The sequence below is a fragment of the Streptomyces sp. SID8352 genome (genome assembly GCF_009862265.1).
GTDB lineage: Bacteria > Actinomycetota > Actinomycetes > Streptomycetales > Streptomycetaceae > Streptomyces.
The window spans coordinates 1-15,545 of the sequence record NZ_WWGX01000086.1 but is presented as its reverse complement, the minus strand read 5'-3'; the positions used below and the strand labels follow the sequence as shown (position 1 = coordinate 15,545).

The following is a 15,545-nucleotide window of genomic DNA, read 5'->3' as shown; positions in this document are numbered from 1 at the left end:
CGCCCATACGGTACGTCGCCCGCAGGACGTGGGTGTCCCCGGGCCCGGCGAGGAGCCCCGTCCTCGCTGGTCAAGGCCGATTTTAACCACCTTTCGGCGGTCGACCCGCCGGAAGAAGTGAGAGTTCTCTCCCACCCGCCCCCGGCGGGTACCGCCCGGGTCCGCGGGACCCCGTACGGTCAGGCCCCCGGGCGGGCCTCCGCGATCCGCTGCTCCGCGATCCGGTCGGCCGCCGCGGCCGGCGGAATCCCGTCCTGCTTCGCACGTGCGAAGATCGCCAGCGTGGTGTCGAAGATCCTCGCGGCCTTCGCCCGGCACCGGTCGAAGTCGAACCCGTGCAGCTCGTCGGCGACCTGGATGACACCGCCGGCGTTCACCACGTAGTCCGGCGCGTAGAGGATGCCGCGGTCCGCGAGGTCCTTCTCGACGCCCGGGTGGGCGAGCTGGTTGTTGGCCGCGCCGCACACCACCGAGGCGGTCAGCACCGGCACGGTGTCGTCGTTCAGGGCGCCGCCGAGCGCGCAGGGGGCGTAGATGTCCAGGCCCTCCTCGCGGATCAGCGCGTCGGTGTCGGCGACGGCGCGCACCGAGGGGTGGCGCTCGGTGATCCGCCGGACGGCGTCCTCGCGCACGTCGGTGACCACGACCCGCGCGCCCTCCGCCAGCAGGTGCTCCACCAGGTGGTGGCCGACCTTGCCGACGCCCGCGACGCCGACGGTGCGGTCGCGCAGGGTCGGGTCGCCCCAGAGGTGCTGGGCGGCGGCCCGCATGCCCTGGTAGACGCCGAACGAGGTGAGCACGGAGGAGTCACCGGCGCCGCCGTTCTCGGGGGAGCGGCCGGTCGTCCAGCGGCACTCGCGGGCCACGACGTCCATGTCCGCCACGAAGGTGCCGACGTCGCAGGCCGTCACATAGCGGCCGCCGAGCGAGGCGACGAACCGGCCGTAGGCGAGGAGCAGCTCCTCGGACTTGATCTGCTCGGGGTCCCCGATGATCACGGCCTTGCCGCCGCCGTGGTCGAGACCGGCCATGGCGTTCTTGTACGACATCCCGCGCGCCAGGTTGAGCGCGTCGGCGATGGCCTCGGCCTCGGTGGCGTAGGGGTAGAAGCGCGTGCCGCCGAGGGCCGGGCCCAGGGCGGTGGAGTGGAGGGCGATGACGGCCTTGAGACCGCTGGCGCGGTCCTGGCAGAGCACGACTTGCTCATGTCCGCCCTGGTCCGAGTGGAACAGGGTGTGCAGTACATCAGCAGGTGCGCCGGTTACGTCGGTCACGGTGGTGACTCCTGTGTAGTTGCGGCGGGATGGTGAGGACCCCGTGCGGATGGCGGGGACTCGCTCATGAGACTAGAGCCTGCCGGGTCCCCGCCGCCGCACCGTGCCCATGATCCTCTCCCTTCGCGGCCCGGCCCGTCCCCCGGTCCGCGGCGGTCCCGCGCCCCGGCCGGGGTCCGGCAGGTTTTCGGGGCGGTGCGCGGGGGAGGGAGCAGGGGTGCCCAAGGTCTCCTCGGTGATCGTCCCCTATGCGGCGTACCTGCGTGTCTACGAGCCGCTGGCCGCCTTCCCCGAGCCCGAGCGCGCCCACTGGGCCCGCTACGCCCGCCGGAGCGACCTGCCCTCCTACCAGGACGAGCTGCGCCGCTCCCTGGCGGACCTGCTGCCCACCCCGCCGGTCGCCGTACCGGTGCACGAGAGCGCGGACGCCTTCGTGGCCCGGGACGACGGGGTCGTCCGGATCTGTCCGTGGCGGACCAGGCTGCGCGGCTGGCAGGCCCTGGCGGAGCTGGCGGAGGACTTCCCGGAGCCGGTGCTGGACGCCCTGCTGCCGCCCGTGGTGCGGCGCCAGAGCGCGCAGGACTACGAGCGCTGGCTGCGCGGCCACCCGGACGCCCGCCCGTGGATCCGCACCGCCACCTGGCAGGTGCCGATCAACTGGTTCGTGCTGGTCTCCGACGAGGAGCGGGAGTTCGGCGCGGGCGGTTCCGGCGCCCCGGCCCGGGTGCTGCGCTACCGGACGCCGATGGCCCAGGCGCGGCGGCGGGTGGCGCGGGGGCTGCGGGCCCTGCGGGAGGCGATGGACGAGGGGCCGCTGATCGACGGCCTGGTGGACGTGGGGCGCTGGCTGGAGGAGTTCCACCCGCGTTCGCTGGTGGAGTTGGACTACGGCGGTCTGGTGCACGCCCTGCCGGCCGGGGAGTTGGCGGAGGACCACTCGGCGGCCGACGTGGCCGAGGGGATCGAGGCGCTGCGCCGGGGCGACGGGGAGGCGGCCGGGGAGGCCTACGGGCGGCTGGTGGAGCGGTGGCGGGCGGTGCGGGACCGGCGGTCGGCCAACTGACGCGGTCCTGCGGAGAAGGCGCGGTCCTGCGGAGAAGGGACGTAGGTCCCGATCCGGGCAGTTCGTGGCAACCGTGACGGAACGCACGTACCCCACTCTTGCGCCCCTTGCCCCTCCTCGTGCCAAAATAGGACAAGGAGTCCGGGGGAGGCTCTGTCCGTCTGTTGTGGTGCACTTCAGGCGGATTCGCAGCATTGCATGCTTTTGGGGGGTCAGGTGCCTCCTGAACTCCAGTGTGACTGATCGTCACACTGGAGTGACTGTCCGCTATGGCATGGTCCATCGGCTTCCGTCGCTGATGAACACCTGGGAGGGCAATTCCATCGGTTTGGCCGACGCGGCTGGACAGATGGTGTAGTTGTAGTGCCGAGGACAAGCCGTTCGTCCTATAACCGACTCGACTCGCGTCCGCCATATCGGGCAACGCGGGTCAAGGTGCAGAATTTAGAGGAATGAACCGAGAAGGTTCGGTTCTCCCGAGGAGGCCGCTCATGACCGCTCGCACCCCTGATGCCGAGCCACTGCTGACCCCGGCTGAGGTCGCCACCATGTTCCGCGTGGACCCGAAGACGGTCACGCGGTGGGCGAAGGCCGGCAAGCTCACGTCGATCCGCACGCTCGGCGGGCACCGCCGCTACCGCGAGGCGGAGGTCCGCGCACTGCTCGCGGGCATTCCGCAGCAGCGCAGCGAGGCCTGAACAACTGAATAGCCGGACATAACGGCAGGTCCCCCAATCTGCCGGAAGGTCCGGACCACAGCTCCACACGACGAGGGCCCTGCCCCAACAGGCCCCGCATCCGAGCCGCTTCACCCCGTCGGGCGACCGACCGGATACGTCGTCGATCGCGCTGGACTCCGCCGGGTCCAGCGCGGTCTTTTTTGTGCCCGTGGGGCAAGTCCCGGGGCGGCGCCCGGCGGTCCGGTCGCGCGGTCCCGCCGGAGTCCCCGGAGGGGTGTCGCGTACGGTGCAATTGCACATATTAAATTGGCTGGCGGCGGGTCAGGTGTGAGCGCCGTCATTTCAAAAACTCTTGCGGTGACACCCGTCACAGGGTCCGCTCCTTGTTGGTCCCCGCCGGTGTGCGCTATGAGGGCGGAACCGCTCCCGGTGGCCCGGGTGTTGGGGCGCCGCCCGGCCCGGAGGCGCTCAGACGCTCCGGTTCGCCGCGGCCTCCTGACGGTCCGTCGGGGACGCGGCCGGCGCGGAGTCCAGCGCCTGCCGCAGCAGCCGGTGGCAGACGGGGCAGCGCCGCGTCGCGTGGCGGTACGACGACGCGGCCGACAGATGCGCGCGGAGCAGGGCCCGCGTCTCGTGCCTGACCGATGCCGCCATACGCCACCTCCGGGGGCCGCACGGGGATTTGGGCCCTGCCTTTGGAGTACCGAGGGAATCCGGCGCCGTCAAGGCCGCGAGAGGGCCGCTGAGGGCTTTCCCGGACATCGGTGGCGCGGGGCCGCCGCCGATGTCCGCGGGGCCTGGTGCGGGGCGGGGTGCGGGAGCGCACGGAGAAGGGCCCGAGTCGCGATGACTCGGGCCCTTCTCCCACTGCGGTCCTGACGGGATTTGAACCCGCGGCCTCCACCTTGACAGGGTGGCGAGCACTCCAAACTGCTCCACAGGACCAGGTTTTCGCGGCGCCCGCTGCTGCGTTGCGCTGCGAGAAGAGACTTTACAGGAGGGTGGGCCCGGGGTCGAACTCACCCTCCGTCGAAGCTCCGTCACCGTGCGCCGCCGGTGGTGGAGCCCCCTCCGCGCCCCTACGGCGCCAGCGCGTCGATGGTCTTCACGATCCGTTTGTCCGAGACGGGATAGGCCGTGCCCAGCGCGTGCGCGAAGTAGCTGACCCGCAGTTCCTCGATCATCCACCGCACCTCCAGCACCTCCCGCGGCACCGGCCGCCCCTGCGGCATCTGCTCCAGCAGCCACAGGTACTCGTCCCGCATCTCGTGGACCTTCTCCATCCGGGTGGTGTCCCGCTGGACGTTGGCCGGCATCTGCTGGAGGCGGCGGTCCGCGGCGACCAGATAGCGCATCAGGTCCGGCAGCCGGCCCAGCCCCGCCTCCGTCACGAAACCCGGCCCGACCAGGGCGTCGAGCTGCGCCCGCACGTCCTGGAGGTTGGCGAGCAGCGCGGGGCTGCGGACGGCCTTCAGCCGGCGCTCACAGGCCTGCCAGGCGGCCAGCACCTGCTGGACCCCGCCCACCGCGCGCACCGTGGTGTCGACGATCTCCGAGCGGACCCCGTCGTAGAGCTTCCGGTAGGACTCCTCGTCCCACGCCGGTCCGCCGAGGTCCGCGATCAGCCGGTCGGCCGCCGCGGTCGCGCAGTCGTCGAACAGGGCCTGGACGGAGCCATGCGGACTGGCGGAGAGCCCCAGCTTCTGCTGGTTGGTCAGCTTCTCGGACGCGAACTTCGCCGGGTTGACCGGGATGTTGCGCAGGATCAGCCGCCGCGTGCCCCGCCACATCGCCCGCGCCTGCTCGGCCTCGGTGTCGAAGAGGCGCACGGACACGGTGTCGCCGTCGTCGACCAGCGCCGGGTACGCCTTCACCGGCTGACCGGCCCGGCGGGTCTCGAAGACCCGGGTCAGGCTGCCGATGGTCCAGTCGGTCAGCCCGGAGCGCTCCAGGGACTCCCCTCCGGCGCGCTCGGCGGTGGCCGCCGCGGCCTGGGAGAGCGCCTTGCGCGCCTTCGGCCGCAGCCGCAGTTTCAGGGCCTCCAGGTCCTTGTCCTCGGCCAGCTTGCGGCGCCGCTCGTCGACGATGCGGAAGGTGATCCGCAGATGGTCGGGGACCTTCGACCAGTCGAAGTCCTCCGCCTCGAACGGCACCCCCACCATGCGCCTCAGCTCGCGTGCCATGGTCACCGTCAGCGGCTCCTGGAGCGGCACCGCCCGCTCCAGGAACGCCCCGGCGTAGTTGGGCGCGGGCACGTAGTGGCGGCGGATCGGCTTCGGCAGGGAGCGGATCAGCTCCGTAACGACCTCCTCCCGCAGCCCGGGGATCTGCCAGTCGAAGCCCTCGTCGGTGACCTGGTTGAGCACCTGGAGCGGGATGTGCACGGTCACGCCGTCCGCGTCCGCGCCGGGTTCGAACTGGTAGGTCACCCGGAACTTCAGCGGGCCCTGGCGCCAGGAGTCCGGATAGTCGTCCTTGGTGACCGCGCCCGCCTTCTCGTTGATGAGCATCTCGCGCTCGAAGTCGAGCAGGTCGGGCTGCTCGTGGCGCTTGTGCTTCCACCAGGAGTCGAAGTGCGCGCCGGAGACGACGTGCTCGGGCACCCGCTGGTCGTAGAAGTCGTAGAGGGTCTCGTCGTCGACGAGGATGTCCCGGCGCCGGGCCCGGTGCTCCAGCTCCTCGACCTCGGTCAGGAGCCGCCGGTTGTCGGCGAAGAACTTGTGATGGGTCCGCCAGTCGCCCTCGACCAGGGCGTTGCGGATGAACAGCTCGCGGCTGACCTCCGGGTCGATCCGGCCGTAGTTCACCTTGCGCTGGTCGACGATCGGCACGCCGTACAGCGTGACCTTCTCGTAGGCCATCACGGCCGACTGGTCCTTCTCCCAGTGCGGCTCGCTGTAGGTGCGCTTGAGGAGGTGGCCGGCGAGCGGCTCGACCCACTCGGGCTCGATCCGCGCGTTGACGCGGGCCCAGAGCCGGGAGGTCTCCACCAGCTCGGCGGACATCACGAACCGCGGCGGCTTCCGGAACAGCGCCGAGCCGGGGAAGATCGCGAACTTGGCGTTCCGGGCGCCCAGGTACTCGTTCTTCCCCGGGCCCTTCCCGCTCTCGCCGCCGCCGGTCCTGACGTCCTTCATGCCGACGTGGGAGAGGAGCCCGGCCAGCAGGGAGACGTGGACGCGGTCGCCGGGGGCGTCCTGGTCGTTGAGGTGGATGCCCATCTGCTTGGCGACCGTGCGCAACTGGGTGTAGATGTCCTGCCATTCGCGGATGCGCAGGAAGTTCAGGTACTCCTGTTTGCACATCCGGCGGAAGGACGACGAGCCGCGCTCCTTCTGCTGCTCGCGCAGATAGCGCCACAGGTTGAGGTAGGCGAGGAAGTCGCTGGTCTCGTCCTTGAAGCGGGCGTGCTGCTGGTCGGCCTGGGCCTGCTTCTCCGCCGGGCGCTCGCGTGGGTCCTGGATGGACAGCGCCGCCGCTATGACCATGACCTCGCGCGCGCAGCCGTTGCGGTCGGCCTCCAGGACCATCCGGGCCAGCCGGGGGTCGACGGGGAGCTGGGCGAGCTTGCGGCCGGTGTCGGTCAGCCGCTTGCGGGGGTCCTTCTGGGCCGGGTCGAGCGCGCCCAGCTCCTGCAGCAGCTGCACGCCGTCGCGGATGTTGCGGTGGTCGGGCGGGTCGATGAAGGGGAACTTCTCGATGTCCCCGAGCCCGGCGGCGGTCATCTGGAGGATGACGGAGGCCAGGTTGGTCCGCAGGATCTCCGCGTCGGTGAACTCCGGCCGCGCGGTGAAGTCGTCCTCGCTGTACAGCCGGATGCAGATGCCGTCGGAGGTGCGGCCGCAGCGGCCCTTGCGCTGGTTGGCGCTGGCCTGCGAGACCGGCTCGATGGGCAGCCGCTGCACCTTGGTGCGGTGGCTGTAGCGGGAGACACGGGCGAAGCCGGGGTCGATGACGTACTTGATGCCGGGGACCGTCAGGGAGGTCTCCGCGACATTGGTGGCCAGCACGATCCGGCGCCCGGTGTGCTGCTGGAAGACGCGGTGCTGCTCGGCGTGCGAGAGCCGGGCGTAGAGCGGCAGCACCTCGGTGAAGCGGAACTTCTTCTTCTCCAGCGCGTCCGCCGTGTCCCGGATCTCGCGCTCACCGGAGAGGAAGACGAGGATGTCGCCCTTCCCCTCGCCCATCAGCTCCTCGACGGCGTCGGTGATGGCGGTGATCTGGTCCCGGTCGGCGTCCTCGCCGTCCTCCTCCAGCAGGGGCCGGTAGCGCACCTCCACGGGATACGTCCGCCCGCTGACCTCGATGATCGGCGCGTCCCCGAAGTGCCGGGAGAACCGCTCGGGGTCGATGGTCGCCGAGGTGATGACGACCTTGAGGTCCGGGCGCTTCGGGAGGAGCTGGGCGAGGTAGCCCAGCAGGAAGTCGATGTTGAGGGACCGCTCGTGGGCCTCGTCGATGATGATCGTGTCGTAGGCGCGCAGCTCGCGGTCGGTCTGGATCTCCGCGAGCAGGATGCCGTCGGTCATCAGCTTGATGAAGGTGGAGTCGGGGTTCACCTGGTCGGTGAAGCGCACCTTCCAGCCGACGGTCTCGCCGAGCGGGGTGTCCAGCTCGTCCGCCACCCGTTCCGCGACGGTGCGGGCGGCGATCCGCCGGGGCTGGGTGTGCCCGATCATCCCGCGCACCCCGCGGCCCAGTTCCACGCAGATCTTCGGGATCTGCGTGGTCTTCCCGGAGCCCGTCTCACCGGCGACGATGACGACCTGGTGGTCGCGGATGGCCGCCGCGATGTCGTCCTTCTTCTGGCTGACCGGGAGCTGTTCGGGATAGGTGACGTCGGGGACGCGGGCGCGTCGCTCGCCGATCCGCGTCTCGGCCCTGGCCACCTCCGTCTCGATCTCGGCGAGAACGGAGGCCCGGACCTCCGGCTTACGGATCTTCCGCGCACCCTCCAGTCGGCGGCCGAGCCGGTGCGCATCGCGCAGCGACAGCTCGGTCAGCCGGGGGGCGAGGGTGCCGAGGGTGGGAGCGGGGTGCGTAGACATACGGCTTCCAGGGTCTCATCCGGGAGAAAAGGCTGGCGAACTCTTTTGTCCCGGGGCCTAACGCCGGACAGGGCCGGACACAACAAGGCCCCGATCCGAAGATCGGGGCCTGTGCTGTGGCTGGGGCCGGGGTCGAACCGGCGACCTATCGCTTTTCAGGCGATCGCTCGTACCAACTGAGCTACCCAGCCGCGAGGTTTCACGTGAAACCTCAGCGGTCCTGACGGGATTTGAACCCGCGGCCTCCACCTTGACAGGGTGGCGAGCACTCCAAACTGCTCCACAGGACCATGTGGATGTGTGCGCACCGACGTGAGTCAGTGTTGCACACCGTACTGCGTGCCCCCAACGGGATTCGAACCCGTGCTACCGCCTTGAAAGGGCGGCGTCCTAGGCCGCTAGACGATGAGGGCTATCGGCCCGCCTGCGCGCCTTTCGGCGCGTCGGGGACGTGAGAAGCATATGGGATGGCGGGAGCTATCGCCAAAACGCTTTACGGAGCGGTGGGGGAGGGGGTTCCCGGCGCTGTCGTGCCGGGGGCGGGGGAGCCGCCCGGGACCGTCGGGGAGGGGGTGGCGCCCGGCTGGTTCTCCTTGGGCAGATGGCGGCTGACCTCGACCGTCGTCAGCCCCAGGCCGCCGAGCCGGATCTCGTCCCAGGCCTGGAGGCGGCGGGTGTCGCGGTCCAGATAGAGGATCGACGCCTGGATCGGATCGGGGTGCTCGCCCTCGACCGCGCGCAGACCGCTGCCGCCGGTGGAGCCCTCGGTGCGCAGCCGGGTCCCGTACTTCATGACCTCCATGCCCTCGTGGTGGAGGTGGCCGGCCAGCGCGAGCGGCACCTCGCCGTCCACCTCGCGGGCCGCCGACGGCTCGTGGGCGACCGCGATGTCCACCGGGGTGCCCGCCGCCCGCTGGTCGCGGAGGGCGGAGGCCAGCCGGGCCCCGGCCAGCTCCTGGGAGGCCTCCGCGCCGAGCGGCCGGGAGCGGTCGGGGGTGAACTGGGGGTCGCCGATCCCGGCGAACCGCAGCCCGGCGACGGTCAGGGCCCGGCCCTCGTCGAGCACATGCGCGTTCCGCAGCCCCTCCAGGTACTTCTGGGTGACCCGGGAGTCGTGGTTGCCGCGCACCCAGACGTAGGGGGCGCCCAGATCCTCGACCGGGTCCAGGAAGCCGTTCTCCGCGGCCGTGCCGTGGTCCATGGTGTCGCCCGAGTCGACGATCACATCGACCCGGTACTGCCGCACCAGTGAGCCGATGATCTTCCAGCTCGCCGGGTTGAGGTGGATGTCGGAGACGTGCAGCACCCGGATCGTGGTCGGGTCGGGCTGGTAGACGGGGAGCGTGGAGGTGACGTCGTAGAGCTTGGTCACGTTCGTCACCAGGCGCGCCAGTTCCTTCTGGTAGACGTCGAACTCGGTGACGATGCTGCGCGCGTTGCCGACCAGGGAGGGTGCCGAGGAGAGCAGCCCGGAGAACTTCGGCTCCAGGACCGAGTCGGGGTTCCAGGTGGCGTACGCCGTGCCCCCGGAGGCCGCCAGCAGCGCCAGCGCCAGGCCCCCGGCGGCCAGGGCCCTGCGGGGGCGGCGGTAGACGGCGAGGCCGAGCGCGGTGGCCCCGGTGACCACGGCGACGCCCGAGCGGGCGGCGAGGCCGAGGGTGCCGCGGGCGACGTCGGCCGCGACCTCCTCCTGGAGCCCGGAGAGCCGTTCGGGGTGGTCGACGAGGGCCCCCGCGCGGGCGGGGTCGAGCTGGTCGACGTTGACGTCCAGACGGACGGGGGCGGTGTGGCTGTCCAGCCGCAGGGCGCCCAGCGGCGAGATATTGATCTTCGTGCCGCCGTCGAACGAGGGCCGCAGGGTCATCGTCGTGTTCATCGGGCCGACCGGGACGCGGACGTCGCCCACGGCCAGCAGGCCCAGCCAGGCGCCCAGCAGGACGACGGCGACCATGCCGAGGGCGCGGGCCCAGCGCCGGGGGCGGGAGACGGCACGGGCGGTGCCGAGGGCGCCGGCACCCGCTCCGTCCGGGGCACCGGTTCCGGCCGCCCGGCGGGCGCGTCGCCGGTCGCGGGCGCCGCGGGCGAGGGCGGCGGGTGCGCGCAGGACGCGCCGCGCCCTCTCGGCCAAGGGGTGCGGGACGGGGGGAACGCGGGCCATTGGTCGCGTATGCCCGTCTCGCGCCGCGGATATGCGGGCTCGTGGCGCGACCGGCCCAAGGGGTCGTCGTCCCGGGTGCCGTGGCCGACAATGGGGGCGTGCTGGAGATGACGCGCGAGGAGTTCGAGGAACTGGTCGCCGAGGCGCTGGACCGCGTTCCACCGGAGCTGACGCGCCTGATGGACAACGTCGCGGTGTTCGTCGAGGACGAACCGCCCGCCGGCGATCCCGAGCTGCTCGGGCTGTACGAGGGGACGCCGCTGACCGAGCGCGGGGAGTGGTACGCGGGGGTGCTGCCGGACCGGATCACCGTCTACCGGGGGCCGACGCTGCGCCACTGCGCCACCCGCGAGGAGGTCGTCGAGGAGACGGAGATCACGGTGGTGCACGAGATCGCGCACCACTTCGGCATCGACGACGCGCGGCTGCACGCCCTCGGGTACGGCTGACCCGCCCGGGGGCCGGGTCCGCGGGGCGGGCCGCGTGTCCTCCCGCGGGTGGCGGGAGTTGGGCACGTCGACCCCTGACCCCCGGAGGTGGCCGCCCGTGCGCCCCTTGAACGTACCCGTCCGTCTGGCCGTCGCGGTCCTGACGGCCGTCGCCGCCACCGGCTGCGTGAGCGTCGGCGACGACGGGTCCGGGGGAGGCGCCCGGCCGTCGCGCTCCGCCGGTGAGCGGGGCTCCGGGATCCCCGGCGGCACGGACGTGGTGTCGGGCGGCGAGGCCGGGTACGGCGTGGCCGAGGCGGGCCGGGGGCACCGCAGGCCCGCCGGGGGGACTGCGGCCGAGGAGGCCCGCCCCGAGGACGACGGGGCCGACGGCGGGCGGGCGGAGCGGGCAGAGGGGGCGGAGGGGGCGGAGGGGGAGGCGAAGGGCGCCGGCGTCCCCTCGGCGCCGGTGCCTCCGCGCTCCACCGGGTCGGCGCCCCCCGGGGAGGGCCCCCCGGAGCCGGTCCCGTCCCGGACGCCCCCGCCGGAGCCCCCGTGGACGGAGGAGCCGGAGCCGGAACCGACCCAGGAGCCGCCGCCCTCCCCGGACCCGGAACCGACCGTGGCGGAACCCTCCTCGTCGGCGCACGAACCACCGGGCACCCAGCTCGCGCAGCGCGAACCGGCCCCGGAGGCGGGGGTGCCGGTGCCCGGGTACGGGGCGCGGGGCTGGGCGTGATGCCGCCGCGCGGCCGGACCCGGGGCGGGGGATCCGAGGGCGGGGCTTCACGGGCGTGGGTCCCGGGCGGGGCTTCGGCTGGGCGGTGCGGTGCGGTGCGGTGCGTGGCGCGGCCACCGGGGTGCCGGGATGCCGTACGGGCGGTGCCGTGCGCGGGGTGCCAGGGGGTGCCAGGGGGTGCCGAGGGGTGCCGTGCGCGGGGGCGCGGCGGGGGTGTCGCGTGCGGGGCCGCCGCCCGTCCGTGCCGGGTGCCGGGCGCCGGGTTCCGGGTGGCCGCAGAGGCCCGCCGTGCCCGCTCCGAACAGGTGATTTGCCTTGAGGGGGGCACGGTGCGTATGGTGGTAGATCGTTTGATCCCATTTGCCCGGCGCCACTGCAGAGCGCGCCGTGTGGCGCGTACTCTCCCCTTGCCGTGGTGGACCGCATTGAGGCGGTCGTATTGCGAATCGCGATTCACGGAGTTGACGGGCGCGTGCCGACGAGACTCCGGAAGGTTTCGCATTCGCATGTCCATCATCAGTACTGATCACGTCGTCGTGCCCGAGAACGCCGAGGGCGTCGACGGCGTCGAGTCGGCTCCCGAGGCGGCCGTCGAGGCCACCGGGACCGCCGTCGCCGACGACGCGGTCGAGGTGCCGGAGGCCCCCGAGGCGCCGGAGACCCCCGAGGTGACCTTCGAGGACCTCGGTCTGCCCGAGGGCGTCGTGCGCAAGCTCGCGCAGAACGGCGTGACCACCCCCTTCCCGATCCAGGCCGCGACCATCCCGGACGCCCTGCTCGGCAAGGACATCCTCGGCCGGGGCCGCACCGGCTCCGGCAAGACCCTCTCCTTCGGCCTGCCGACCCTGGCCACGCTGGCCGGCGGCCGCACCGAGAGGAAGAAGCCCCGCGCCGTCATCCTGACGCCGACCCGCGAGCTGGCCATGCAGGTCGCGGACGCGCTCCAGCCCTACGGCGACGTCGTCGGCCTGCGCATGAAGGTCGTCTGCGGCGGCACCTCCATGGGCAACCAGATCTACGCCCTGGAGAAGGGCGTCGACATCCTGGTCGCCACCCCGGGCCGGCTGCGCGACATCATCAACCGCGGCGCCTGCTCCCTGGAGAACGTGGAGATCGCGGTCCTCGACGAGGCCGACCAGATGTCCGACCTGGGCTTCCTGCCCGAGGTCACCGAACTGCTCGACCAGGTGCCCGCGGGCGGCCAGCGGATGCTGTTCTCCGCCACCATGGAGAACGAGATCAAGACCCTCGTCGACCGGTACCTGAAGGACCCGGTCAGCCACGAGGTCGACGCGGCCCAGGGCGCGGTGACGACCATGTCGCACCACATCCTGGTCGTGAAGCCCAAGGACAAGGCGCCGGTCACCGCGGCCATCGCCTCCCGCAAGGGCCGCACCATCATCTTCGTGCGCACCCAGCTCGGCGCCGACCGCGTCGCGGACCAGCTCCGCGAGGCCGGCGCCAAGGCGGACGCGCTGCACGGCGGCATGACCCAGGGCGCCCGCACCCGCACCCTGGCCGATTTCAAGGACGGTTACGTCAACGTCCTGGTCGCCACCGACGTCGCCGCGCGCGGCATCCACGTCGACGGCATCGACCTCGTCCTCAACGTGGACCCGGCCGGTGACCACAAGGACTACCTGCACCGCGCCGGGCGCACGGCGCGCGCGGGCCGCACCGGCACCGTCGTCTCCCTCTCCCTGCCGCACCAGCGGCGCCAGATCTTCCGGCTGATGGAGGACGCGGGCGTCGACGCCACGCGCCACATCATCCAGGGCGGCGCCGCCTTCGACCCGGAGGTCGCCGAGATCACCGGCGCCCGGTCCATGACCGAGGTCCAGGCCGAGTCGGCGGGCAACGCCGCCCAGCAGGCCGAGCGCGAGGTCGCCCAGCTCACCAAGGAGCTGGAGCGGGCCCAGCGGCGCGCGACCGAACTGCGCGAGGAGGCCGACCGGCTGGTCACCCGCGTCGCGCGGGAGCGCGGCGAGGACCCGGAGACGGTGCTGGCCGAGGTCGCCGCCGAGGCCGCGCCGGCCGCCGAGGCCGAGGTCTCCGTGCCGGAGCAGCCGGGCGCGCGCGACATGGAGCAGCGCACCGAGCGCGCTCCGCGCTCCTACGACCGCGGTGAGCGCGGCGACCGTGCCGGCTTCCGCCGTGACGACCGGGGTGAGCGCCGTGACGACCGCGGTGGCTTCCGCCGGGACGACCGTGGCGAGCGCCGTGACGACCGTGGCGGCCGTTCCTTCGAGCGCCGTGACGACCGCGGCGGTTTCCGTCGTGACGACCGCGGTGAGCGCGGCGACCGCGGTGGCTTCCGCCGNGACGACCGGGGTGAGCGCCGTGACGACCGTGGCGGCCGTTCCTTCGAGCGCCGTGACGACCGCGGCGGNTTCCGNCGTGACGACCGNGNNGANCGCGGCGGTTTCCGCCGGGACGACCGGGGCGAGCGCGGTGACCGTGGCGGCTTCCGCCGTGACGACCGCCGTGACGACCGTGGCGGCCGTTCCTTCGAGCGCCGTGACGACCGCGGTGGCGAGCGGGGCGGCCACCGGGGCAGTGACCGCCCGTTCAACCGCGACCGCCAGGGCGACCGCCCCGGCTTCCGCTCCGGCGGCCACGAGCGCCCCTACGGCCGGCGTGACGACCACCGCGGCACGTCCTCCTTCGGCCGCCGCGACGACAAGCCGCGCTGGAAGCGCAACGGCTGACGCCCCGTGGGCCCCCGGGGCCCGCTGAGCGCCGCGGCCCCCGCCCCCGCCGGGCGGGGGCCGCGCCGTTTCCCCCGCCCGGCCGACGCGACCGTGACCCGGATACCCGATCGGCGGCGCGCCCGCGTCCGGCTATGCTCGGAGTGGCATCATCGAGCAACAGCACCTGGGCCCTTAGCTCAATTGGCAGAGCAGTGGACTTTTAATCCATTGGTTGTGGGTTCGAGTCCCACAGGGCCTACCGGAACCCTCGGGTTCGTGACCCCCGCTGACCTGGTCAGACGGGGGTTTCGCCGCTCCGTGGCCTGTTCGTCGGCCGAACCCGCAGCCGGGGTGGTCACCGAGTGGTCACCCGGCCCGTCGGCGGCGCGTCGGCCGGGACCTGGCAGGACCAGCCGTTGCGCACCAGCAGTTTCCGCACGCCCTGGGTCGTGTGGACCAGGTGGAGGCGCCGCCGGCCGATCACCGTCTTCACGCGGCTCGGGGCCCAGCGTCGGCCCTCCCAGCCGTGCGCGACCGGCCCCTTGGCCAGTTCCGCCTCCAACCGGGCGAACCGCTTCTCGCTCAGCCTCGGCAGCGACGCCGGCCCTTGCGACCGCGGAGCCCGCGGGCGGCCCTCGTCCCACGCCTGCCGCCATCGCTGCACCGAGCGGACACCGCCCGCAGGACCTTGGCGGTCAACGCACTCGCCCCCTGCGTGAACGTCTCCGCAGCCCGGAGCCGTAACTCCTCGCGGAAGTACTGCCGTTCGGCGGTCAGTCCGGCCCCCGGTGGATACCGCATACTCCGGTGATACCGCGTGGACGACGAGCCATCAGCCCCTACGACACCACGAGTTCAACCTCGGTAGGCCCTCCGGTCCATTGGCGGGGAGCTACGGCCCAGGTCGGATGAGGACTTGCGGAAACCGGAAGCCGCACTCACCAGGGAAATGCGCCCGACCCCTGGAATGAGACCATGAAATAGAGCACCAGAGGCATGAGGACAAGGAGAGCGAACGCAGCGAAGACCTTCGCCCACACCGCTGTTCTGCCGGGGCCTTGAGTCGGCATGATCGCTCCGGATGGATTCCTGGGCGTAGGCGGTTGCCGACGCCACCGAGATGGTAGCTCTCGGTGCGCATGCGCCAGGGGTCACGGCCTCGCATCGGATACCTGGTCTACTTAGAACTCCTAACGAAATGATCTTTGAGGTGGTTGGATCACTCCGGGACTGTTGATCCGGGGGTGTGGGGTGGCTCGGCCGAAGCCGTGGGATGTTGATGACGCGTTGTGGGCTGTGGTCGAGCCGCTGCTGCCGAAAGTGGAGCGTCGGGCCCGGCATCCCGGGCGCAAGTGGCACCCGGACCGTCTGGTCTTCCAGGGGATCCTGTTCGTGCTGCACACCGGGATCTCATGGGAGCATCTGCCGCAGGAACTCGGCTTCGGGTCGGGCATGACGTGCTGGC

Annotated in this window: 11 protein-coding genes and 5 tRNA genes; 7 read left to right on the top strand and 9 right to left on the bottom strand. The window is 72.2% G+C overall.

Translation table 11 applies throughout. The annotated features are described in order from the left end of the window. Positions 1–179: 179 nt before the first annotated feature. A complete protein-coding gene (locus GTY84_RS25540) occupies positions 180–1,274 on the bottom strand; it encodes a Glu/Leu/Phe/Val dehydrogenase dimerization domain-containing protein (RefSeq protein WP_161228746.1) in 1,095 nt (364 codons plus the stop codon). Positions 1,275–1,491: 217 nt separating this feature from the next. Between GTY84_RS25540 and GTY84_RS25535 the strand changes: the two genes are divergently transcribed. Then, on the top strand, positions 1,492–2,337 hold the full coding sequence (locus GTY84_RS25535) for a hypothetical protein (protein ID WP_161228745.1): 846 nt from the start codon (positions 1,492–1,494) through the stop codon (positions 2,335–2,337). Positions 2,338–2,828: 491 nt separating this feature from the next. Next, on the top strand, positions 2,829–3,035 hold the full coding sequence (bldC, locus tag GTY84_RS25530) for a developmental transcriptional regulator BldC (protein WP_003949541.1): 207 nt from the start codon (positions 2,829–2,831) through the stop codon (positions 3,033–3,035). Positions 3,036–3,485: 450 nt separating this feature from the next. Here the strand turns inward: bldC and GTY84_RS25525 are convergent, their stop codons facing one another. From GTY84_RS25525 to GTY84_RS25495, 7 genes are all read right to left on the bottom strand, one after another. Next, a complete protein-coding gene (locus tag GTY84_RS25525) occupies positions 3,486–3,671 on the bottom strand; it encodes a DUF6274 family protein (RefSeq protein WP_161228744.1) in 186 nt (61 codons plus the stop codon). Positions 3,672–3,887: 216 nt separating this feature from the next. After that, positions 3,888–3,962 (bottom strand) — tRNA-Asp (locus GTY84_RS25520). 134 nt (positions 3,963–4,096) lie between these two features. Then, positions 4,097–8,065 (bottom strand): ATP-dependent RNA helicase HrpA, encoded by a 3,969-nt coding sequence (gene hrpA / locus GTY84_RS25515; protein WP_161228743.1) that lies wholly within the window; start codon positions 8,063–8,065, stop codon positions 4,097–4,099. 117 nt (positions 8,066–8,182) lie between these two features. Then, a tRNA-Phe gene (locus tag GTY84_RS25510) sits at positions 8,183–8,256 on the bottom strand. Positions 8,257–8,280: 24 nt separating this feature from the next. Continuing rightward, positions 8,281–8,355 (bottom strand) — tRNA-Asp (locus GTY84_RS25505). A gap of 50 nt (positions 8,356–8,405) precedes the next feature. Next, positions 8,406–8,478 (bottom strand) — tRNA-Glu (locus GTY84_RS25500). 80 nt (positions 8,479–8,558) lie between these two features. Beyond that, a complete protein-coding gene (locus GTY84_RS25495; protein WP_161228742.1) occupies positions 8,559–10,223 on the bottom strand; it encodes a metallophosphoesterase in 1,665 nt (554 codons plus the stop codon). 98 nt (positions 10,224–10,321) lie between these two features. Here GTY84_RS25495 and GTY84_RS25490 point away from each other — a divergent pair, with 98 nt between their 5' ends. The 4 genes from GTY84_RS25490 (at position 10,322) to GTY84_RS25475 (ending at position 14,339) form a co-directional block, all read left to right on the top strand. Further along, positions 10,322–10,672 (top strand): metallopeptidase family protein, encoded by a 351-nt coding sequence (locus GTY84_RS25490; protein ID WP_345943526.1) that lies wholly within the window; start codon positions 10,322–10,324, stop codon positions 10,670–10,672. A gap of 97 nt (positions 10,673–10,769) precedes the next feature. Beyond that, a complete protein-coding gene (locus GTY84_RS25485; RefSeq protein ID WP_161228741.1) occupies positions 10,770–11,390 on the top strand; it encodes a hypothetical protein in 621 nt (206 codons plus the stop codon). A 506-nt stretch (positions 11,391–11,896) separates the two neighbouring features. Beyond that, entirely contained in the window at positions 11,897–14,098 is a 2,202-nt protein-coding gene (locus tag GTY84_RS25480; protein ID WP_161228740.1) for a DEAD/DEAH box helicase, read from the top strand. A 168-nt stretch (positions 14,099–14,266) separates the two neighbouring features. Next, positions 14,267–14,339, top strand: a tRNA-Lys gene (locus GTY84_RS25475). 96 nt (positions 14,340–14,435) lie between these two features. Here the strand turns inward: GTY84_RS25475 and GTY84_RS25470 are convergent. After that, entirely contained in the window at positions 14,436–14,744 is a 309-nt protein-coding gene (locus tag GTY84_RS25470; protein WP_161228739.1) for a hypothetical protein, read from the bottom strand. Between the two features lie 587 nt (positions 14,745–15,331). On the opposite strand from GTY84_RS25470, the gene GTY84_RS25465 reads away from it, so the two are divergent. Beyond that, on the top strand, positions 15,332–15,545 hold a 214-nt coding region (locus tag GTY84_RS25465; RefSeq protein WP_161228738.1), incomplete at its 3' end, for a transposase.

Bases quoted from the DNA above. Each gene is read 5' to 3' on its own strand.
- bldC (WP_003949541.1), top strand. From the start codon at position 2,829: ATGACCGCTCGCACCCCTGATGCCGAGCCACTGCTGACCCCGGCTGAG.
- GTY84_RS25525 (WP_161228744.1), bottom strand. From the start codon at position 3,671: ATGGCGGCATCGGTCAGGCACGAGACGCGGGCCCTGCTCCGCGCGCAT.
- hrpA (WP_161228743.1), bottom strand. From the start codon at position 8,065: ATGTCTACGCACCCCGCTCCCACCCTCGGCACCCTCGCCCCCCGGCTG.
- GTY84_RS25495 (WP_161228742.1), bottom strand. From the start codon at position 10,223: ATGGCCCGCGTTCCCCCCGTCCCGCACCCCTTGGCCGAGAGGGCGCGG.